At 73.8% G+C, this 18,966-nt stretch carries 17 protein-coding genes; 4 read left to right on the top strand and 13 right to left on the bottom strand.

Features of this window, described 5'->3' with window-relative positions; translation table 11 throughout:
• Nucleotides 1-153 precede the first annotated feature (153 nt).
• A complete protein-coding gene (locus tag ACIQOW_RS38315) occupies nt 154-990 on the bottom strand; it encodes a helix-turn-helix domain-containing protein (RefSeq protein ID WP_401092454.1) in 837 nt (278 codons plus the stop codon).
• A gap of 71 nt (nt 991-1,061) precedes the next feature.
• A complete protein-coding gene (locus ACIQOW_RS38310; RefSeq protein ID WP_401092453.1) occupies nt 1,062-1,844 on the bottom strand; it encodes an SDR family NAD(P)-dependent oxidoreductase in 783 nt (260 codons plus the stop codon).
• Between the two features lie 215 nt (nt 1,845-2,059).
• Between ACIQOW_RS38310 and ACIQOW_RS38305 the strand changes: the two genes are divergently transcribed.
• A complete protein-coding gene (locus ACIQOW_RS38305; protein ID WP_401092452.1) occupies nt 2,060-2,722 on the top strand; it encodes an NADPH-dependent F420 reductase in 663 nt (220 codons plus the stop codon).
• 11 nt (nt 2,723-2,733) lie between these two features.
• On the opposite strand, the gene galK is transcribed toward ACIQOW_RS38305, so the two are convergent.
• Nucleotides 2,734-3,861 (bottom strand): galactokinase, encoded by a 1,128-nt coding sequence (galK, locus tag ACIQOW_RS38300; RefSeq protein ID WP_401092451.1) that lies wholly within the window; start codon nt 3,859-3,861, stop codon nt 2,734-2,736.
• A 73-nt stretch (nt 3,862-3,934) separates the two neighbouring features.
• Complete coding sequence (gene galT / locus ACIQOW_RS38295) at nt 3,935-5,041, bottom strand: galactose-1-phosphate uridylyltransferase (protein WP_401092450.1); 1,107 nt, start codon at nt 5,039-5,041, stop codon at nt 3,935-3,937.
• A gap of 105 nt (nt 5,042-5,146) precedes the next feature.
• Here galT and ACIQOW_RS38290 point away from each other — a divergent pair, with 105 nt between their 5' ends.
• Entirely contained in the window at nt 5,147-5,974 is an 828-nt protein-coding gene (locus ACIQOW_RS38290; protein WP_401092449.1) for a DeoR/GlpR family DNA-binding transcription regulator, read from the top strand.
• A 73-nt stretch (nt 5,975-6,047) separates the two neighbouring features.
• On the opposite strand, the gene ACIQOW_RS38285 is transcribed toward ACIQOW_RS38290, so the two are convergent.
• The 7 genes from ACIQOW_RS38285 to ACIQOW_RS38255 form a co-directional block, all read right to left on the bottom strand.
• Nucleotides 6,048-7,178, bottom strand: coding sequence for a LacI family DNA-binding transcriptional regulator (locus ACIQOW_RS38285; RefSeq protein WP_401092448.1), 1,131 nt, complete (start codon nt 7,176-7,178; stop codon nt 6,048-6,050).
• A gap of 100 nt (nt 7,179-7,278) precedes the next feature.
• Nucleotides 7,279-9,051, bottom strand: coding sequence for a glycoside hydrolase family 36 protein (locus ACIQOW_RS38280; RefSeq protein ID WP_401092447.1), 1,773 nt, complete (start codon nt 9,049-9,051; stop codon nt 7,279-7,281).
• Nucleotides 9,052-9,053: 2 nt separating this feature from the next.
• Complete coding sequence (locus tag ACIQOW_RS38275) at nt 9,054-9,968, bottom strand: carbohydrate ABC transporter permease (RefSeq protein ID WP_401092446.1); 915 nt, start codon at nt 9,966-9,968, stop codon at nt 9,054-9,056.
• Nucleotides 9,965-10,879, bottom strand: coding sequence for a carbohydrate ABC transporter permease (locus ACIQOW_RS38270; RefSeq protein WP_401092445.1), 915 nt, complete (start codon nt 10,877-10,879; stop codon nt 9,965-9,967). The genes ACIQOW_RS38275 and ACIQOW_RS38270 overlap by 4 nt, the downstream gene beginning before the upstream one ends.
• Nucleotides 10,876-12,222 carry an ABC transporter substrate-binding protein gene (locus tag ACIQOW_RS38265; RefSeq protein WP_401092444.1) on the bottom strand — a complete coding sequence of 449 codons (1,347 nt, stop codon included), beginning with the start codon at nt 12,220-12,222 and terminating at the stop codon, nt 10,876-10,878. The genes ACIQOW_RS38270 and ACIQOW_RS38265 overlap by 4 nt, the downstream gene beginning before the upstream one ends.
• A gap of 267 nt (nt 12,223-12,489) precedes the next feature.
• Entirely contained in the window at nt 12,490-13,713 is a 1,224-nt protein-coding gene (locus tag ACIQOW_RS38260; RefSeq protein ID WP_401092443.1) for a radical SAM protein, read from the bottom strand.
• Between the two features lie 40 nt (nt 13,714-13,753).
• Complete coding sequence (locus tag ACIQOW_RS38255; protein WP_401092442.1) at nt 13,754-14,134, bottom strand: hypothetical protein; 381 nt, start codon at nt 14,132-14,134, stop codon at nt 13,754-13,756.
• Here ACIQOW_RS38255 and ACIQOW_RS38250 point away from each other — a divergent pair, their 5' ends adjacent.
• Nucleotides 14,135-14,656: a hypothetical protein gene (locus ACIQOW_RS38250; protein WP_401092441.1), complete on the top strand. Its 522-nt coding sequence runs from the start codon at nt 14,135-14,137 to the stop codon at nt 14,654-14,656. It abuts the gene before it with no gap.
• A gap of 36 nt (nt 14,657-14,692) precedes the next feature.
• On the opposite strand, the gene lysA is transcribed toward ACIQOW_RS38250, so the two are convergent.
• Both lysA and ACIQOW_RS38240 read right to left on the bottom strand, forming a co-directional pair.
• On the bottom strand, nt 14,693-16,081 hold the full coding sequence (lysA, locus tag ACIQOW_RS38245) for a diaminopimelate decarboxylase (protein WP_401092440.1): 1,389 nt from the start codon (nt 16,079-16,081) through the stop codon (nt 14,693-14,695).
• Nucleotides 16,082-16,118: 37 nt separating this feature from the next.
• Nucleotides 16,119-16,325: a hypothetical protein gene (locus ACIQOW_RS38240; protein WP_401092439.1), complete on the bottom strand. Its 207-nt coding sequence runs from the start codon at nt 16,323-16,325 to the stop codon at nt 16,119-16,121.
• A gap of 302 nt (nt 16,326-16,627) precedes the next feature.
• Here ACIQOW_RS38240 and kdpB point away from each other — a divergent pair, with 302 nt between their 5' ends.
• Nucleotides 16,628-18,868 (top strand): potassium-transporting ATPase subunit KdpB, encoded by a 2,241-nt coding sequence (kdpB, locus tag ACIQOW_RS38235; protein ID WP_401092438.1) that lies wholly within the window; start codon nt 16,628-16,630, stop codon nt 18,866-18,868.
• Nucleotides 18,869-18,966 lie beyond the last annotated feature (98 nt).

The raw sequence follows: 18,966 nt of genomic DNA, 5'->3' as shown, positions 1-18,966 counted from the left end.
TATGGGTCTCATTTTGTAACCTGGGTGGGCTGACATTCCATTACTTGGTGGCCGTTGGGGGAAACAACCATAGTTTTTGCCCCCCCCCCCGCCCCCCCCGGGGGGGGCGGCGCCCCGCGCCGGCGCGCCGCCCCCCGTGGCCTTTCCCGGCCGTCAGCCGGTCGCCGCCCAGGAGAGCAGCAGCCGCAGCCCGTCCTCCGAGGGCGAGCCGGGGTCCGCGGTGTAGGTCACCAGTGCCTGCCCGGTGTCGTCGGCGGGCCGGAGGGTGTCGTAGGCGAGGTCGAGGGTGCCGGTCAGGGGGTGCCGGAAGGACTTGCGGCCCGAGGTCTTGTCGGCGACCGGGTGTTCGGCCCACATCTGGTGGAACTCCGGGCTGCCCAGGCAGAGCCGGCCGACGAGCTCGGCGAGCAGCGGGTCGTCAGGGCGGCGGCCCGCCTCCAGGTGGAGGAAGGCGACGTTCTCGCGGGCGCAGGTGGCCCAGTCGGCGTAGAGCTCGCGCGAGGCCGGGTCGAGGAAGGTGATCCGGGCGATGTTGCGGTCCTCGGCCGGCAGGGCGCCGTAGTCGCCGAACAGCGCGACGGCGGCGCGGTTCCAGGCCAGGATGTCCATCCGGTGGCCCATCACCACGGCCGGGGTGTGGTCGAGCTGCTCCAGCAGGTGCAGCAGGGAGGGGCGCGGCTGCTGGCGGGCGGCCGGGCGGCGGGGGCGGGCCGAGGGGCGGGCGAGGCGGTGGAGGTGGCCGGACTCGTCGGGGGCCAGGCGCAGGGCGCGGGCCACGGCGTCGAGGACGGCGTCGGACGGGTTGCCGACCCGGCCCTGTTCCAGGCGGGTGTAGTAGTCGACGCTGACCCCGGCGAGGTGGGCGAGCTCCTCGCGGCGCAGCCCGGCGACCCGGCGGCGGCCGCCGTAGTCGGGGAGGTCGACGTCCTCGGGCCGCAGGCGGGCGCGGCGGGTGCGGAGGAATTCGCTCAGGGCGCTGCTCGGGTTCACGTCCTGGATTGTCACCCGAACGCGCGCCCCGTGCCTGGTCCTGTCAGGACCAGGCACGGGCGGGAGGGCGCTCAGCCGGTCAGGGACGGGAAGGCGGGGACGAGGCCGCCGTCGATCACGATGTCCTGCCCGGTGATGTACGAGGAGCGGTCGGAGAGCAGGAAGGCCACCGTCTCCGCGACGTCCTCGGCCGTGCCCAGCCGCCCGAGCGGGACGTGGCCGCGGATCGGCTCGTGGTCGGCCGGGTCAGGGACGGCCGCGTGGAACATCTCGGTGACGATGTAGCCGGGGCTGACCGAGTTGACCCGGATGCCGCGTCCGGCGAGTTCGCTGCCGAGGGTGCGGGCGAGGCTGAGGACGGCGGCCTTGGTGGCGGCGTAGACGGCGGCGCCGGGCAGGCCGCGGTGCGGGGTCCAGGAGGCGTTGAGGACGACCGAGCCGCCGCCGGCCGCGTCCAGCAGCGGCAGGGCGTGCTGCACGGTGAAGAACACACCCTTGAGGTTGGTGGCGACGACCCGGTCGAACTCGGCCTCCGTCACCTCCTCCACCGGCTGGAACCCGGCCACGCCCGCGTTGGCGAAGACGCCGTCGAGCCGGCCGTACCGCTCCCGCACGGTGTCGGCCAGCCGGGCGAGGTCCGCCGGCACGGAGGCGTCGGCGCGGACGGTGAGCAGCCGGTCGCCGGCGTCGAGCCGCGCCGCGGCGCGGGCGAGTCTGGCGTCGTCGCGGCCGGTGACGACGACCCGGGCGCCGGCGGCGAGGAGCCGGTGGGCGGTGGCGAGGCCCATGCCGCTGGTACCGCCGGTGACCAGGACGGTGGTTTCGGTGGGAGTTCCGGTGGGAGTGCGGTTCATGGCGTCCACCCTCGCGACGGCGCGGGGCCGGTGCCAGGCCCGCCCCGACCCCGGGTCCGGGAGGACCACCCTGCGGACCGGGACGGCCGTCCCGCGGATCGCGGGATCCACCCGGCGGTTCGCGAAATCCACCCGCCGGCCGGGAATCGGGACGATCACCGGGTGGTTGGGCCAAGGCGACGGTCCATTACGGCACTCGCGAAGAGGGGCTTCCCATGAAGATCGGCATCATCGGCGCGGGCAACATCGGCGGGAACCTGACGCGGCGGCTGTCCGCGCTCGGGCACGAGGTGGCGGTGGCCAACTCCCGTGGCCCGGAGACGCTCAAGGCGCTGGTCGAGGAGACCGGGGCGAAGGCCGTGACGGTCTCCGAGGCGGCCGCGGGGGCGCAGGTCGTGGTGGTGACGGTGCCGCTGAAGAGCGTGCCCGACCTGCCCGCCGGGCTGCTGGACGGCGCCGCCGAGGGCGTCGCGGTGATCGACACCGGCAACTACTACCCGAAGGAGCGCGACGGCCGGATCGACGCGATCGAGGACGGCGGGCTCACCGAGAGCCGCTGGACGGAGCAGCACATCGGGCACCGGGTGGTGAAGGTGTTCAACGGCACCTACGCCCAGGACCTGCTGGAGCGCCCGCTCCCGGCGGGCGCCCCTGAGCGGCTCGCCGTACCGGTGGCCTCGGACGACGAGGCGGCCAAGCGGGTGGTCCGGGCGCTGGTCGACGAGCTGGGTTTCGACACCGTGGACGCGGGCGGGATCGACGAGTCCTGGCGCCAGCAGCCGGCCACCCCGGTGTACGGGCTGCGCGCCGGGGTCGAGGCCGTGACCCGGGCGCTCGCGGAGGCGTCCCCGGAGCGCCCGGAGGCCCACAGGGCGTAGGCAGCCCTAGCTCACCGGAGCCGGCGCGCACCCTCCCCCGGGACGGCGGTGAGGGTGCGCGGCTCGGCGTACCCGGCCGCGCGGAACGCGGTGGTGACCTCGGCGGCGACACGCTCGGCCGCGTCCTGGTCCACCAGGGCGATGACCGAGCCGCCGAAGCCGCCGCCGGTCATCCGCGCGCCGTGGGCGCCCGCGGCGACGGCCGTCTCGACGGCGAGGTCGGTCTCCGGGCAGGAGACCCGGTAGTCGTCGCGCAGCGAGGCGTGCCCGGCGGTGAGGATCGGGCCGAGGGCCGCGAGGTCGCCGGCGTCCAGGAGGGCGACGGCGGCCTCCACCCGGGCGTTCTCGGTGACCACGTGGCGCACCAGCGGCACCAGTTCCGAAGGGAGTCGGGCGAGGGCGTCCGCCAGCCCGGACGGCTGGAGCGAGCGCAGCGCGGGCAGCCCGAGCAGGGCGGCGGCCCGCTCGCAGCCGGCCCGCAGCGCGGCGTAGGCGCCGTCGCCGAGGTCGTGCTTCACCCGGGTGTCCAGGACCAGCAGCGCGAGGCCCGCGCCCGCGAGGTCGACGGGCACCTGCCGCATCGCCAGGTCCCGGCTGTCCAGGAACAGCGCGGCCCCCGGGCGGCAGCACATCGAGGCCATCTGGTCCATGATCCCGCAGGGCACGCCGACGAAGGCGTTCTCGGCCCGCTGCGCCAGCACCGCCAGCTCCGCGGCCGGCAGCCCCAGCCCGTACAGGTCGTTGTACGCGGCGGCGAGCACGCACTCCAGCGCGGCGGAGGAGGAGAGCCCGGCGCCGCTGGGCACGTCGCTGTCCAGCCGGAGGTCCGCCCCGCCGACCTCGTGTCCGGCGTCGCGCAGCGCCCACACCACGCCGGCCGGGTAGCCGGCCCAGCCGGGCACCGAGCCGGGGGCGAGGTCGTCGACCCGCAGCGTGACGAGCTCACGGCCCTGGGCGGACCAGATCCGCAGCAGCCCGTCCTCCCGGCGGGCCGCCTCGGCGCGGACGGTCTGCGGCAGGGCGATCGGCAGGACGAACCCGAGGTTGTAGTCGGTGTGTTCGCCGATCAGGTTCACCCGGCCGGGGGCGGCCCACTCCCCCTCGGCGGGACGGCCGTACAGCTGATCGAAGGTGTTCATGCGCCCACCTCGCTGCGCTCGGCGGGTGCTTCACACAACCCGCACCTCTTGATGACGAACTCGCTTCGCTCGTTCATGTGGCGACCTCCCGCAGCCGGAGGGCCGCGTCCTCGGGGGTGACGTCGTTGACGAAGGCGTCCATGCCGGACTCCACGCCGGCCAGGTACTTCAGCTTGTCGGCGGCGCGGCGGATGGTGAACAGCTCCAGGTGCAGGGCGAGTTCGTCCCGCTGTCCGACGGGGGCCTGGTGCCAGGCGGAGATGTACGGGGTGCGGCCGCCGCCGAAGAGCCGGTCGAAGCGGCGCAGCAACTCCAGGTAGAGCACCGGGAACTCGTCCCGCTGCCCGGCGTCCAGGGCGGTCAGGTCGGGCACCCTGCGGTGCGGGTAGAGGTGCACCTCGTACGGCCAGCGGGCGGCGAAGGGGACGAAGGCGGTCCAGTGCGTCCCGGCGAGGACAACGCGGTCGCCGTGGGCGCGTTCGGCGGCGAGCAGGTCGTCGAAGAGGTTGCGGCCGGTGGCGGCGCGGTGCTCGGCGGCGCGGGCGGCCGTCCTGGCGGTGCGCGGGGTGGTGAACGGGAAGGCGTAGATCTGGCCGTGCGGGTGGGCCAGGGTGACGCCGATCTCGGCGCCCCGGTTCTCGAAGCAGTAGACCTGCCGCACGCCGGGCAGCGCGGAGAGTTCGGCGGTGCGGTCGGTCCAGGCGTCCAGGACCAGCCGGGCGCGTTCGGGGGTGAGGTCGGCGAAGGAGGCCTCGTGGTCGGCGGTGAAGCAGACCACCTCGCAGCGTCCGGCGCCGGGGCCGCCGATCCACGGGCCGTCGGCCGCCGGGGCGGGCTCCGCGGGCGGGCCGGCCAGCGAGGGGAAGCGGTTCTCGAAGACGGCCACCTGGTAGTCATCGGCCGGGATCTCGCTGAGCCGTCCGTCCCTGGACGGGCAGAGCGGGCACTCCTCGGCCGGCGGCCGGTAGGTGCGCGCCTGGCGGTGGGCCGCGATGGTGACCCAGTCGCCGGTGACCGGGTCCAGCCGGACCTCGGAACCGGGGACCTGCGGGTCCAGCGGCCGTCCGTCCACGGCGCCCCGGGGGGCGGCGGCGCCGCTGTCGTAGTAGATCAGCTGCCGACCGTCCGCGAGGGTGGTCACGGTCCTGACGGTGGGCTGGGTCAGGGACGTACCGGGCATGGCCCTTCTTCCTCTGAGTGAAGCCATTGGAATCAACAGAAAGCTACAATCTCAAACATTATCCACCATGGCCACTCCCCTGAGGCGGCCGAAGGAGGCTTCCCGATGGCTGACAGCGCCCAACCGCTCGCCGGACAGCGCCGCGTGCTGATCCTGGAGCAGATCCGCGCGCGCGGCGGGGTCCGGGTCACCGAACTGGTCCGCGACCTCGGGGTCTCCGACATGACGGTGCGCCGCGACCTGGACGCGCTGGCCCGCCGCGGCCTGGTGCACAAGGTGCACGGCGGCGCGGTGCGGGTCGAGGCGCCGGCCACCGGCGAGCCCGGGTTCGAGACCAAGGCGCACTGGGAGCTGCCCGCCAAGGAGGCGATCGCCCGGGCCGCCGCCGCACTCGTGCCGCCGGGCTCGGCGGTCGGGCTGGCCGGCGGGACGACCACCTTCGCCGTCGCCCGGCACCTGCGCGCCGTCGAGGACCTCACCGTGGTGACCAACTCGCTGCGGATCGCCGAACTGCTGGAGCAACCCGCCGAGGACGGCACGCCCGCCACCGCCACGGTGATCCGCACCGGCGGCGTGCGGACCCCTTCGGACGCCCTGGTCGGGCCGGTGGCCGACCAGGCGATCCGCTCGCTGCACGTCAACCTGCTGGTCCTGGGCTGCCACGGCCTCTCCGCCGAGGCCGGGCTGACCACCCCGAACCTGGCCGAGGCGGAGACCAACCGCGCCTTCCTCCGGTCGGCCCGCCGGGTGGTCGTGGTGGCCGACCACACCAAGTGGAACGCGGTCGGCCTGGCCTCCTTCGCCGGCCTGGACCAGCTGGACGTCCTGGTCACGGACGACGCCCTGCCCGCCGAGCAGCGGGCCGCCGCGGCCCGGCTGGTCGGCGAGCTGATCGTCGCGCCGACGACGGACCACGCGAACCAGCCGGGCTGACGGGCTGACGGGCCATGCGAACCCGGCCGGCCGACGGACCGGCCGGGCCGACGGGCCGCGCGAACCCGCCCGGCTAACCGAACCAGCCCGACCAGCCGGATCGGGCCGGCCCGCCGGACCGGCCCGAACTCCCGCGCGCCACCAGCTCGGTGGGCAGCTCCAGCCCCTCCCCCGGCACCGCCTCCCCGCGCACCTGCGCCAGCAGCCGGCCCACCAGCGCCGTGGCGATCGGCCGCAGCGGCAGCCGGACCGAGGTCAGCGCGGGATGCAGGTGCCGGCAGAGCGGCATGTCGTAGAAGCCGGTCACGGCCACCCCGCCGGGCCCGACCACCAGCCCCTCCGCCCGGACGGCCTCGTACACGTCCAGCGCCAGCAGGTCGCTGCCGGCCGCGAAGGCGGTCGGCCGGTCGGGCCCGCGCAGCAACGCCCGGACGGAAGCCGCCACGGAGCCCTCGGCCGCCGCACCCGAACGGCCCCACCCCGAATCGCCCGACTCCGACGTGCCCGCCCGCCGCGCGCCCGTCGCCACCGCGGACAGCCCCAGCCGCCGCGCCTCGGCCAGGAACCCGGCCCGCCGCGCCGCCGTCCAGGGCAGCTCCTCGGCGGCCCCGACGTAACCGATCCGGCGGTGACCGAGCGCCGCCAGGTGCCGCACCACCTCGGCCATCGCCGCCTCGTTGCCGATGTCCACCCAGCGCTGGGGCTCCCCCGGCCCGGTCCGCCCGAAGCTGACGAACGGGACGCCGAGCCCGGTCACATGGGCGATCCGGACGTCCTCGCGCAGCACGTCCGCCAGCACCAGCCCGTCCACCTGGCGGGCCGCCACCAGTTCGTCGATCGCCGCCACCGGGTCGGCCGCCCCCCGTCCGGGACGGAACAGCAGCACCCGCTGCCCCGCCGCCCCCGCCGCGTCGACCAGGGCCTCCAGGAAGCCGGCCATCAGCGGGTTGGGGTCGAGTGGGTCGTCCACCGGGGCGAGGTAGCCGATGGTGCGCCGGGCGCCGCTGCGCAGCGAGCGGGCCGACTGGTCGGGCTGGTACCCGAGTTCGCGGATCGCCGCGTTCACCCGCTCCAGGGTCTCCGGGCGGACCCGCTGCGGCGCGTTGAGCGCGTTGGAGACGGTCTGCCGGGAGACCCCGGCCGCCCTGGCGACCTCCTCGATCGTGGTGGCGCCGCGGCGCGGCCGGTGTGCTCCCTCGGGCATGCGGTCTCTCCAGGGTGGTCGGGGGCTCGGACGGGGCGCCGGCGCCGGTCCGGCGCCCCGAGCGGGTCGGGCCCGGTGCGGGGTCAGGCCCGGTGCGGGGTCAGGCCCGGCGCAGGGTCAGCAGCCCGCCGCGCGGCACGGGGACCGCCTCCGCCCGGTCCAGCTCGACCTCGCCCTGCCGGACGATACGCCCCCGGGCGTCCCGCACGGTCACGGCCACCTGCCCGCGGCCACCGGTGAGCCGGACGTCCGGGTCGGCGTCGGCGTTGGCCACCAGCAGGGTGTGCCAGTCGTCGCCGGAGACGTCCACCGGCAGCGCGGTGTAGCGGGCCACGGCCACCGTGCCGGTGCCGCGCGCGGTGACCATCGGATAGCCCAGGTCCGGACGGGCCGGGAGCAGTTCGCCGAGCTGGAGGGTGGCGGTGTGCTCGCGGAAGACGCCCAGCCAGAAGGCGATCGCCTCACGCTGCGCCTCGCTCTGCGCGGCGAGGTCGACGGAGACCTGCGGCACCGAGAACAGCACGTTGATCAGGTGGCAGGCGATCTGCTCGGCGGGCTCGCCCGCGTGCCACATCAGCATGTCGGCGTGGACCGGGACGGGCCCGGCGGCCAGCCGCACGTCGATGGTCCGCTGCCGGTTCTCCTGCGGGCTGAGCGGGCAGTCGGTGGCACGGATCATGGTGGCGTACGGCCACAGTCCGGGGCTGACGTACGGCTGGCGGTGCTCGATCATCGCCTCCGGGTTCGCGGCGGTGATCCGGCGGCGGATCTCCGCGAGCAGGCGCTCCACGCCCTCGTCCACGCTCGCGCAGTCCGCGCCGGGGCGGGCCGGCGGGGCGTCGGCGCGGGCGAACCAGTCGACGAAGTCCACCTTGAGGCCGTCCATGCCCCACTCCTCGACGGCCCGGGCGAGCCGGTCGGTGAGGAAGGCCCTGACCTCGGGGTGGCGCGGGTCGGCGACGATCGCGCCCATGTGGGCGGCGTCGGCCAGCGCGAGGTGGCCGATCTCCCGGTACGCGGCGCTGTCCTTGCCGATGAACGGCAGCGCGTACCAGAGCATGTACCGCACGCCCAGGTCGTGCACGCGCTGCACGTGGGCGGCGGTGTCGGGCAGCGAGACGGGCTCCCAGTCGCCGCAGTGGGCGTAGCCGCGGGTGCGGTCGGCGGTCATCCAGCCGTCGTCCACGATGATCACGTCCAGGCCCAGTTCCCTGCCGAGCGCGGCCTGGGTCTCGACGCCCTTGGGCGTGACGTCCTGGTGCATCGAGTACCAGGTGGAGTACGCGGGGCGGCGGGCGGCCTCCGGGATGTCGGCCGTGCGGCCCTCGCCCCACCAGGCGGCGAGGTCGGCCAGGGCCCGGCCGAAGTGCCGGCGGGAGGTGTCGATCCGGACGGTGAGCCGGTCGGTGGCCTGGGCCCAGAACCGGAACTCGCCGGTCTCCTCGACCACTCCGGCCCCGGCCAGCACGTCCGGACGCCCGGCGGCGAAGGCGCACAGGGCGACGTCCCCGGTGCCGATCAGGGCGGCGATCGGCGCGCCGTTGGCCAGCGAGGTGCGGCGCGGGGCGCTCCAGGCGGCGGGCAGCCAGCCGGTGCCGCGCGGCTCGGGCGTCCAGAGGGCGGTGACGTCCACGCAGGGCACCCGCCACTCGATGCGGACCTCGCCCGCGCCCTCGGCGGTCACCTCCACCACGCCGTCGGCGACGCCCTGGGCCGTGCCGGTGCCGCTCACCCGCACGTCCAGCCCCTGGGCGTACAGCGGGCGCAGGCCGCCGGCGGCGGTGGGCGCGTGCGGTTCCCAGACCTCGGCCGTGGTCGTGCCGGCGCCGGTGTCCGTCGTCTCGTTCGTGCTCTGGTTCGTGCTCTCGGTCATGGTCAGCCCTTCGTGGCACCGGCCAGCAGGCCGGAGATGAACTGCCGCTGGAGGACCAGGAAGAGGACCATCATCGGCAGGGTGGACAGCGCGGTGCCGGAGAGGATCGCGCCGTAGTCGGTGTTGGACTTGTTGCCGTGCAGCGTCGCCAGGGCGACCGGCAGGGTGTGCATCTCGGGGCTGCGCAGGGCGATCAGCGGCCAGACGAACTGGTTCCAGGAGCCCAGGAAGAGGAAGATCGACAGGGCCGCCAGCACCGGCCGCATGACCGGCACCACCACGCTGAACAGCACCCGGAGCTCGCCCGCGCCGTCGACCCGGGCGGCGTCCAGGAGTTCGTCGGGCAGGCTGCTCAGCGACTGCCGCATCAGGAAGATGGCGAACGGCACGCACAGGCCGGGCAGGATCAGCGCCTGGTAGGTGTCCAGCAGGCCGAAGTTCATCATCATCTTGAACAGCGGTACCAGCGTGACCTGTTCGGGCACCACGAGGGTGGACAGCAGCAGGGCGAACAGCAGGGTGCGGCCGCGGAAGCGGAACTTGGCGAAGGCGTAGCCGGCGAGCAGCGCCACGACGAGGGCGCCCAGCGTCTGGACGCCCGCCACCAGCAGGGAGTTGCCGACCACCCTGAGCAGGCCGATCTTCTGCTCCAGGTGGCTCAGGTTCTCACCGAGGTTCCCGCCGGGCAGCAGCTTGGGCGGCCAGTCGAAGACCTCGGTGTCCCTGCGGGTGGCGGAGACCACCAGCCAGTAGAAGGGGGCGATCGACAGCCCGGTGACGCCGGCCAGGAAGAAGGTCAGCGGCCAGCCGCGCAGCTTCTTGAGGACGCCCTTGGGCTTAGCGCCGTCGGGGGTAACGGACTCGGGGTTCAGGGACTTGAGGGTCACGGACTCGGTGGTCACGGACTTGGAGGTCACTTTTCGCGCTCTCCCATCAAACGCATCTGGAGGGCGCCGAGCACCGACACGAGCAGGGTGAGCGCGTAGGCGATGGCGGAGGCGTAGCCGAAGTCGAAGAACCGGAAGCCGTTCTGGTACAGGTACATGGAGACGGTCAGGGTCGCGTTGTCGGGCCCGCCGCCGGTCAGCACGTACGGCTCGTCGAAGAGCTGGAGCGTGCCGATGGTCGAGAGCACGACCGTGAACAGCAGCACCGGTCGCAGCGCGGGGACGGTGACGGACATGAAGCGGCGGATCGGGCCCGCGCCGTCGACCATCGCGGCCTCGTACAGCTCCTTGGGGATGCCCTGGAGCCCGGCGAGGTAGATGACGGCGTTGTAGCCGGTGTAGTGCCAGGTGAGCACCACGATGACGGCCATCCGGGCCCAGACCGGCTGGCCCAGCCAGTCGACGGAGGGCAGGCCGACGGCGCTCAGCACCCAGTTGACGGCGCCGTCGTCGGACTTGAGCAGGTAGGCGAACATCACGCCGGTGGCGACCAGGCCGGTGACCGAGGGCATGAAGACGCCGAGCCGCCACACCGTGCGCCAGCGCACCAGCGCGGAGTTGAGGCCGACGGCCATCAGCAGGGCCAGCCCGAGCATCAGCGGGACCTGGATGGCGAGGATCTCACCGGTGTTGCGCAGCGCCGTCCAGAACAGCGGATCGTCCAGCAGGCGCTGGTAGTTGGAGACGCCGGCGTTGCGGGTGGCGGCACCGGATCCGGTGGTGAAGGACAGCAGCAGCGAGTCGACGACCGGGTAGGCCTTGAACACGCCGAAGGTCAGCAGGGCGGGGGCGAGCAGCAGGTACGGCACCGCGCTGCGGCGCCAACGGCTGCTCCTGGCCCGGCCGTTGAGGCCGGCCTGGGGCGGGCTGGCGGTTCTCATGCGATCCCGCGCCCGGTCTGCTGGGCGAGCTGCTTGGCGGCGTCCTGGAGGACGGCGGCCGGGTCGGCGCCCTTGAGCAGGACCTTGACCTGGGCGTCGCTGACCAGCTTGAGGGCGCGGGCGTAGTCGCCGGAGTAGTTGGTGGGGTCGCCGCCCTCGGTGGCGAGGTCGGCGAAGGTCCTGAGCACCGGCTGGCCGCCGTAGAAGGCGCTCGGCGCGGCGTACACCGGGTCGGCGAAGGCCTCGGTGAGGGCCGGGAAGACGCCGCCCGCGTTGAACATGGAGTTCACCGAGGCCGGGCGGGTGAGCGCGTACTCGACGAACTTCCAGGCGGCGCGGCGGCGCGGGCTGGAGGCGGCGACGGCCAGGTGGGTGGAGTTGACCAGGGCGGTGCGCTTGCCGCCGGGGGTGACCGCCGGGGGCTTGGTGAGGCGCCAGTTGCCGCTCTGGTCGGGGAACTTCTTCTCCAGGTAGTGGGCGACCCAGGCGGGCATCGCGGCCACCGCGAGCTTGCCGGTCTTCATCACCGGCGGCCAGCTCTGGACGCCGGGGGTGTCGCCGATCAGCCCGGCCTCCTCCAGCCGCTTGATGATGGTCAGGGCGCGCACGGCCGGCTCGGAGCCGACGGTGATCTTCCCCTGGAGGTCGAAGTAGAAGGCGCCCTGGAGCTGCATCAGGCCCTGGAGGAAGTCCAGGTCGGGGGTGGGGTTGGCGGCCTTGTTGACGCCGATCAGGGCGATGCCGGGGTTGGCGGCCTTGAAGCGGTCGGCGACGGCGAGCAGGTCGTCCCAGGTGGCGAAGGACTCGGGGTCGATGCCCGCCTTGTCGAAGTAGTCCTTGCGGTAGAAGAAGCCGAGCGGGTTGACCTCCCAGGGCAGCGCGTAGGCGTGGCCGTCCTTGCCGGAGACGACCGGCCACAGGCCCTTGGCGAACTTGTCCTTGTGGGCGTCGGCGCCGAGCGAGGAGAGGTCGGCCAGGCCGCCGGGGAACTTCTCCAGGTAGCCGGGCAGGTAGTCGCAGCCGATGTGCAGGACGTCGCCGAGGCCCTGGCCGCCGGCCGCCATGCCGACGGTGATCTTGTCCCAGATGGCGGGCTCGCCGATGTCCTGGACGTCGACCTTGATGCCCGGGTTGTCCTTCTCGAAGGCCGGGACGATCCCGCGCAGGGCGTCGGCGGCGGTGGCCCAGGACCAGACGGTGATCGTGCCGGTGTCGGCGTCCCCACCGGAGGCGCCTCCCGAGCCGGAGCCGCCGCCGCAGGCCGTGAGGGTGCCGCCGGCGGCGAGGGCCAGCAGGCCGGCTCCGGAGGCGCGGAGCAGGTCGCGGCGGGAAAGGTGTGACATTGCATTCCTCTCGATGGGGTGGCGAGGAGCGGGAGGACGGGATGGGGTGGGGTTCGGACACTCGGCTTGCGGACTTCGCGGGCCTGAGGCGGATTGAACGCAGATTTGAACGTTCAAACACACAAAACAAACCAGAACCAAACAGGTTCCAACGAGCGGACACAGCAAACGCCCGCCCTCCCCGTGCCGTCAAGCCCTGAGCACGGGAAGGGCGGGCTCCGCAACCGTTCCGTTATGAGCCGGAGACCTCGGCCCGGGGTGCCGTCGTCATCGGCCCGGGGTGCCGTCCGCGGGGCCGAACACCGTCCCCGGGGTGACCGGGATCCCCCGGGACATCGCCTCGAAGTCCAGGATCGGGTGGGTCAGGATCTCCTCGACCGAGTCGGTCAGGAGGTTGCCCAGGATGAACTCCTCCTCCGCCCCCGACCCGAAGGTGACGACCTGCCCGCTCGACTGGATCATCCAGTTCAGCAGCTCCCGCTCGGAGCTCTCCGCCAGGTGGATCTCCCGCCCCGGGTGGTCCCGCCGGATGCCCTCCACCACCTCGCGGACGTCCTCCACCGCCACCCCGAGCCTGCGCACCGTGGCCGGCGAGGCCCGCCGGCCCCACCACTGGAAGATCACCCACTGGGCGACCGAGGGGTGGGACAGCACCTCGGCTGCGAGCTCCGGCAGCTGGTGGAGGTTCTCGGCGCTCGCCACGGTGTGCACCCGCACCCGGTCGAAGCCCTCGGTGTCGCACAGGGCGAGGGAGTCCAGCAGCGCCTGGAGGAGGTTGCCGTCCGGGCTGCGGCGGAAGGCGCGCTGCACCTCCGCGGTCACGGCGTCCAGCGGCAGCGAGGACAGCCCCCGGAGCCTGGCGAGCTTCTCCGCCGTGAGGGTGTAGCCGGTGGTGTCCAGGCCGACCTTCAGGCCACTGGCCACGGCGCGGTCCACCACGTCGAAGATCGGCGGCCACAGCAGCGGGTCGCCGCCGGCCAGCACCAGGTCGCTGGTCCCGTGCGCGGCCAGCTTCGCGATGATCCGCTCGGCCTGGGCGAGGTCGATCTGCTCGGCGGCGAACGGGTTGTAGCAGCCCTGGCAGGACATCGGGCAGCGGTTGTTGATCGACCAGTTGACCCGCCGGACGCGACGGCCCGTACGCGGCCGGCCGGCGCGGCTCCGGATGCCGGCCACGAGCTCGGCCAGGCGCCGGGCCTGCGGCAGGGTGGCACCGGTGAGCAGGTCCTCGGCGCGTTCGACGGCGGCCGCGGTGGCGTTGTTCTGGAGCAGCAGGAACGCCAGGCGCCAGCGCAGGGTCTCGTCCGCCGGGTCCCGGGTCAGGGCCCGTTCGACCCGCTCGGCCAGGGCCCCGAGGTAGCCCGGGGTGAAGTGGGCCGGTTCCAGGCGCCGCTGGAAGTCGTCGGCGATCGACCCGCGGTCCAGGGACCTGTCGTAGCCGGCCCGCAACGGGTGCGGGGGAAGGATCTCCACGTGCTGCCGAGTGGACATGGGGGTGCTCTCCAGGATCGTCCGGTTCGGGAGGTGCCGGTCAGTTCGGGACGGACGGCAGCATGGTGACCATCGAGTCCGCGGACGACAGGCCCATGCCCTCGACGAACACCGCGTCGCGGACGACCTGAGCGATGGCCGGGTGGGTGGGGGTGTCGAGGTAGCGGGCGGTGGAGTCGAGCGGGGTCACCCCGCGTCCCGCGATCACGGCGCGCAGGGCCCGCGGGAGGTCGTCGAGGCCGTCGCGCAGCTCCTCCAGGTCGAACCGGTCGGCCAGCCGGGTCGCGTGGTTGCGGGCCTTGGCCAGATTGGTCGGCGGATCCAGCACCGTGGCCTTCGCCAGGTAGTAGGGCACCGGCTGGAGCGCGGACACACCCTCATGGAAGGCGTTCGGCCAGGTCATCTCGGGGCAGCCGGTCACATGAACCGATCCTCACAACCCGTACCGCGCAGGCGGGCCGCCCTGCTGTGGCTACTGTCCAGCGTCTTCCTCACCCTGACCGCCTGTGGGAGGGACGCCCCGGGGATGAACCTCGGGCAGGCCGAGGAGAAGGTCAAGGCCTATTCCTCCGCCGCGCTCGCGGTGCTCCCCGAAAAGGACACCGTGCAGGTCGCCACACCACTGGTGGACAAGGACGCCTGTGAGCTCGGACCACTCGGCTCCACCCAGACGTACATGCCGTACATCAGGTACAAGCTGCACGGGATCCCCGCGCCGAAGGTGCAAGGCGTCTTCGAGGCGGTAGCGCAGCGGCTGAAGCAGGACGGCTTCTCCGTCAAACGCAGCGACGACAAGCGGCTGGACCTGACCAATGACACCAACAAGTTCACCGCCTCGGTCGTGCCCGGCGAGCCCGCCACGGCGCCGGACACCCTGTACCTGACCGTCATCGCCCCCTGCGTCAAACCCGCCGCAGGCCCGGGAGCCTCCACGGGCGGCTGACCGGGAACCGGGCCCGTGCCGTCCCCGCGCCCGCCCTCAGCGGCCGACTTCGCGCAGGCGGAAGTCCTCCACCGTCTCCCGGCGGATCAGCAACCGGGCCCGGCCGGCCTTCACCGCCACCACGGCCGGGCGGCCGACCAGGTTGTAGCCGGAGGCCATCGACAGCTGGTACGCGCCGGCCGCAGGCATCGCCAACAGGTCGCCCGGGCGCAGGTCGGCGGGCAGGGCCGCGTCCCGCACCAGCACGTCGCCGGCCTCGCAGTGGCGGCCGACCACGTCCACCCTCGTCTCCCCCGCCTCCGAGCGGCGGCCGACCAGCCGCACCGTGTACGGCGATCCGTACAGCGCCGGGCGCGGGTTGTCGCTCATGCCGCCGTCCACCGCGACGAAGCAGCGGCCGTCCGCGGTGTACTTGACGGACAGCACCCGGTAGACCGCCACCGCCGCCGGTCCGGCGATCGCCCGGCCCGGCTCCACGACCAGCCGGGGCACCTCCAGCCGGGCCTCCGCGCAGCGCACCGCCAGCCGGTCGGTCACCCGGACCGCGAACCCGGCGAGGTCGAACCCGGCGTCCTCGGGCAGGTAGCGGATGCCGTGGCCGCCGCCGAGGTCCAGCTCCGGCAGCTCCACGCCGTGCCGCTCCCGTACCTCGGCGAGCAGCCGCACCAGGGCGTCCACCGCGAGCAGGTAGGGCTCGACCGAGGTGATCTGCGAGCCCAGGTGGCAGTGCAGACCGGCCAGTTCGAGGCCCGGCTGGTCGAGCACCCGGGCGATGGCGTCCGCCGCGTCGCCGCCCTCGACCGTGAAGCCGAACTTCTGCCCGCCGACGCCCGTCCGCACCGCCGCGTGGTGCCCGGCGGCGATCCCGGGGACCACCCTGACCAGTACCTTCTGCGGCACGTCGGCGGCCACCAGCGCGGCCAGCCGCGCGATCTCGGCCGGTCCGTCGATCACGATCCGCCCGACCCGCAGCCGCCGGGCCAGCCGCAGGTCCTCCGGGGACTTCGCGTTGCCGTGCAGCAGGATCCGCTGCGCCGGGAAGCCCGCCGAGACCGCCAGCCACAGCTCGCCCGCGGAGCACACGTCCAGCCCCAGCCCCTCCTGCTCCACCCAGTCGGCCATCGCGCTGCACAGGAACGCCTTGGCCGCGTACAGCACCTCGGCGTGCGGCAGCGCCCGCCGGTAGGCCCGGGCCCGCCCCCGGACCTCGGCCTCGTCCAGCACGTACAGCGGGGTGCCGAACCGCTCGGCGGCCTCGGCCAGCCCCACCCCGCCGACCAGCAGGTCGGCTCCCCGGCCGGGGCGCGCCGAGGCCGGCCAGGGGCCGCCGAGCCCGTCGGCGGGGGCGGTGAGAGCGGCTGGGGCGGTGGGAGCGGTGGCGACGACCGGGGCGGTGGGGACGGGCGGGGTGATGAGCTGGGTCATGTCGGCTGCTCCTCCGGGTGGGCGCGCGGGTGGCGGGTCAGTCCTCGTAGTGCACCGCGAACCGGCAGTGCGCCGGGCGGGTGCGCTCCCGGTCGGCCGCCGGGAACGGTTCCGCCGGGGACCCGTTCGCGGCGGTCCCGGGTTCCGGCGGCTCGGGGCGGTCCCGGCGCCAGGCGACGGGCACCAGGCGGACCCTCCGCTCCAGCAGCTCGTCGACGTCGATGACGGCGGTGACAGTGGTCATGGCAGGTCCCTTCGAGCGCCGGCCCGTACGGCCGGACACCTCCAGTGGAGACCCTCCGCACACCGACCGCACCCGTCCTTGACGCAGGGCGTACGCCCCGGCCGCCGTCCTTGACGTTCTCCTGACAGTGCCCCGGCGGCGGCGTCAGGAAGCTGTCAAGGACGGCCGCTCCGCCGCCAAGCCCGTGTCAAGAGCGGCATGCCACCCGGCTCCGCGGTGGTGGGCTGTCCGCCGTCCCCGCAGCCCCACCGAACCCGCCGCCCCCGGTCGCCCGGGGCCGGCCCGGAAGGTCCCCCGAGACGATGCGCCGTTCGGCCCTCACCACCCCGGACACCAGCCCGAGCACCAGCCCGGACGCCACTCCGAAGACCGGCCCGGACACCGCCGCCGGTCCGGACACCGCCGCCGGCCGGCAGAACCGGCTCCGGCGCCGGGAGCGCGGGCAGGAACCGCCACCGAGCCACCGCCCCACCTCGCCGGGCGGCCGACGCCGGCTGATCACCCGGCGCCAGCTGGCCGAGGCGCTGCCCGCCGCCGTCCGCAAACTCCACCCGCGCACGATGCTGCGCAACCCGGTGATGCTGGTGGTCGAGACCGGTTCGGCGCTCACCACCTTCAGCGCCGTCGTCCACCCGAGCGTCTTCGCCTGGGTGATCTCCTTCTGGCTCTGGCTGACCGTGCTGTTCGCCAACCTCGCCGAGGCCGTCGCCGAGAGCCGCGGCAAGGCGCAGGCCGAGTCGCTGCGCCGCGCGCAGTCCGCCACCACCGCCCGGCGGCTGCCGCACTGGCGGGTCGGCACCCGCGACCTGCGCCACGAGGTGATCCCCGCCGAGCAGTTGCTGCTGCACGACATCGTCCTCGTCCCGGCCGGCGAGGTGATCCCGCGGGACGGCGAGGTGGTCGAGGGCGTCGCCACCGTGGACGAGGCGGCGATCACCGGGGAGTCGGCGCCCGTCGTCCGGGAGTCCGGCGGCGACCGCACCGGCGTCACCGGCGGCACGGTGGTCCTCTCCGACCACCTGGTCGTCCGGGTCACCTCGCGGCCCGGCCAGAGCTTCGTGGACCGGATGATCGCCCTGGTGGAGGGGGCCGACCGGCAGAAGACCCCGAACGAGGTCGCGCTCAACATCCTGCTGGCCTCGCTGACGATCGTCTTCCTGCTGTCCGTGGTCTCGCTCCAGCCGATGGCCATCTACGCCCACGCGCCCCAGACCACCATCGTGCTGGTCGCGTTGATGGTCGCGCTCATCCCGACCACGATCGGCGCGCTGCTCTCCGCGATCGGCATCGCCGGGATGGACCGGCTGGTGCAGCGCAACGTGGTCGCGCTCTCGGGGCGGGCGGTGGAGGCCGCCGGCGACGTGGACGTACTGCTGCTCGACAAGACCGGCACCATCACCCACGGCAACCGGCGGGCCGTCGCCCTGCACCCGCTGCCCGGCGCGACCACCGAACAGCTTGCCGAGGCCGCCCAGTTGGCCTCGGCGGCGGACGAGACGCCGGAGGGGCGATCGCTGGTCGAACTGACGAACCGTCAGTACTGGGTGCCGCCGAGGGCCCCCGGCGAACTCGGCGATCCGCGGCCCGTCCCGTTCACCGCGGACAGCCGGATGAGCGGCGTCGACCTGACCTGGGCAGACGGCACCACCTGCCTGATCCGCAAGGGAGCCGCGAGCGCCGTCGCCCGCTGGGTGGTGAACTCCGGCGGGAGGCCGCCCAGGGAGGCCGAGCCGCTGGTGGACCGGATCGCCGGGGCCGGCGGCACCCCGCTGCTGGTCGCCGTCCACGACCGGCACGGCGCAAGGGCGTTGGGCGTGGTCGAACTCAAGGACGTGGTGAAGGAGGGCATCGCCGAACGCTTCGCCGAGCTGCGCCGGATGGGCATCCGGACGGTCATGGTCACCGGGGACAACCCGCTGACCGCGCGCGCCATCGCCACCGAGGCCGGGGTGGACGACGTCCTCGCCGAGGCCACCCCGGAGGACAAGCTCGCCCACCTGCGGCGCGAGCAGGCCGCCGGGAACGTGGTCGCGATGACCGGCGACGGCACCAACGACGCCCCCGCGCTGGCCCAGGCGGACGTCGGCGTGGCGATGAACTCCGGCACCCCGGCCGCCAAGGAGGCCGGCAACATGGTCGACCTCGACTCCAACCCGGCGAAGCTGATCGAGATCATCCGGGTCGGCAAGCAACTCCTCATCACCCGGGGAGCGTTGACCACCTTCTCGATCACCAACGACGTGGCCAAGTTCTTCGCGATCATCCCCGCGATGTTCGCGAACGCCTACCCCGGGCTGCACCACCTCAACATCATGGAACTGCACAGCCCCACCTCGGCGATCGCCTCCGCGATCATCTTCAACGCGCTGATCATCGTCGCCCTGATCCCGCTCGCCCTGCGCGGCGTGCGCTATCAGCCGGCCTCGGCGACCGACCTGCTCCGGCGCAACCTGCGGGTGTACGGGCTGGGCGGACTGGTGCTGCCGTTCCTCGGGATCAAGGCGATCGACCTGCTGGTCCGGTTCGTGCCCGGGCTGGGCTGAACGCTCCCGACGGAGGCTGTCAGCAGGCCGTCAAGATGTGCCCGCCCCGCGTCATGGTGGCGTCAGCAGCGGTACGGAGGAGTCCGTTCCGGGGTTGA

This window comes from Kitasatospora sp. NPDC091335 (genome assembly GCF_044757205.1).
Classification (GTDB): Bacteria; Actinomycetota; Actinomycetes; order Streptomycetales; family Streptomycetaceae; genus Kitasatospora.
The sequence above is the reverse complement of the archived record's forward strand: the minus strand, read 5'-3'. Positions and strand labels throughout refer to the sequence as shown.

What these genes read in the sequence shown, in the direction of transcription:
- ACIQOW_RS38310 (WP_401092453.1), bottom strand. Translation starts at nt 1,844, where the DNA reads ATGAACCGCACTCCCACCGGAACTCCCACCGAAACCACCGTCCTGGTC.
- ACIQOW_RS38305 (WP_401092452.1), top strand. Translation starts at nt 2,060, where the DNA reads ATGAAGATCGGCATCATCGGCGCGGGCAACATCGGCGGGAACCTGACG.
- galK (WP_401092451.1), bottom strand. Translation starts at nt 3,861, where the DNA reads ATGAACACCTTCGATCAGCTGTACGGCCGTCCCGCCGAGGGGGAGTGG.
- galT (WP_401092450.1), bottom strand. Translation starts at nt 5,041, where the DNA reads ATGCCCGGTACGTCCCTGACCCAGCCCACCGTCAGGACCGTGACCACC.
- ACIQOW_RS38290 (WP_401092449.1), top strand. Translation starts at nt 5,147, where the DNA reads ATGGCTGACAGCGCCCAACCGCTCGCCGGACAGCGCCGCGTGCTGATC.
- ACIQOW_RS38285 (WP_401092448.1), bottom strand. Translation starts at nt 7,178, where the DNA reads ATGCCCGAGGGAGCACACCGGCCGCGCCGCGGCGCCACCACGATCGAG.
- ACIQOW_RS38280 (WP_401092447.1), bottom strand. Translation starts at nt 9,051, where the DNA reads ATGACCGAGAGCACGAACCAGAGCACGAACGAGACGACGGACACCGGC.
- ACIQOW_RS38270 (WP_401092445.1), bottom strand. Translation starts at nt 10,879, where the DNA reads ATGAGAACCGCCAGCCCGCCCCAGGCCGGCCTCAACGGCCGGGCCAGG.
- ACIQOW_RS38265 (WP_401092444.1), bottom strand. Translation starts at nt 12,222, where the DNA reads ATGTCACACCTTTCCCGCCGCGACCTGCTCCGCGCCTCCGGAGCCGGC.
- ACIQOW_RS38260 (WP_401092443.1), bottom strand. Translation starts at nt 13,713, where the DNA reads ATGTCCACTCGGCAGCACGTGGAGATCCTTCCCCCGCACCCGTTGCGG.
- ACIQOW_RS38250 (WP_401092441.1), top strand. Translation starts at nt 14,135, where the DNA reads ATGAACCGATCCTCACAACCCGTACCGCGCAGGCGGGCCGCCCTGCTG.
- lysA (WP_401092440.1), bottom strand. Translation starts at nt 16,081, where the DNA reads ATGACCCAGCTCATCACCCCGCCCGTCCCCACCGCCCCGGTCGTCGCC.
- ACIQOW_RS38240 (WP_401092439.1), bottom strand. Translation starts at nt 16,325, where the DNA reads ATGACCACTGTCACCGCCGTCATCGACGTCGACGAGCTGCTGGAGCGG.
- kdpB (WP_401092438.1), top strand. Translation starts at nt 16,628, where the DNA reads ATGCGCCGTTCGGCCCTCACCACCCCGGACACCAGCCCGAGCACCAGC.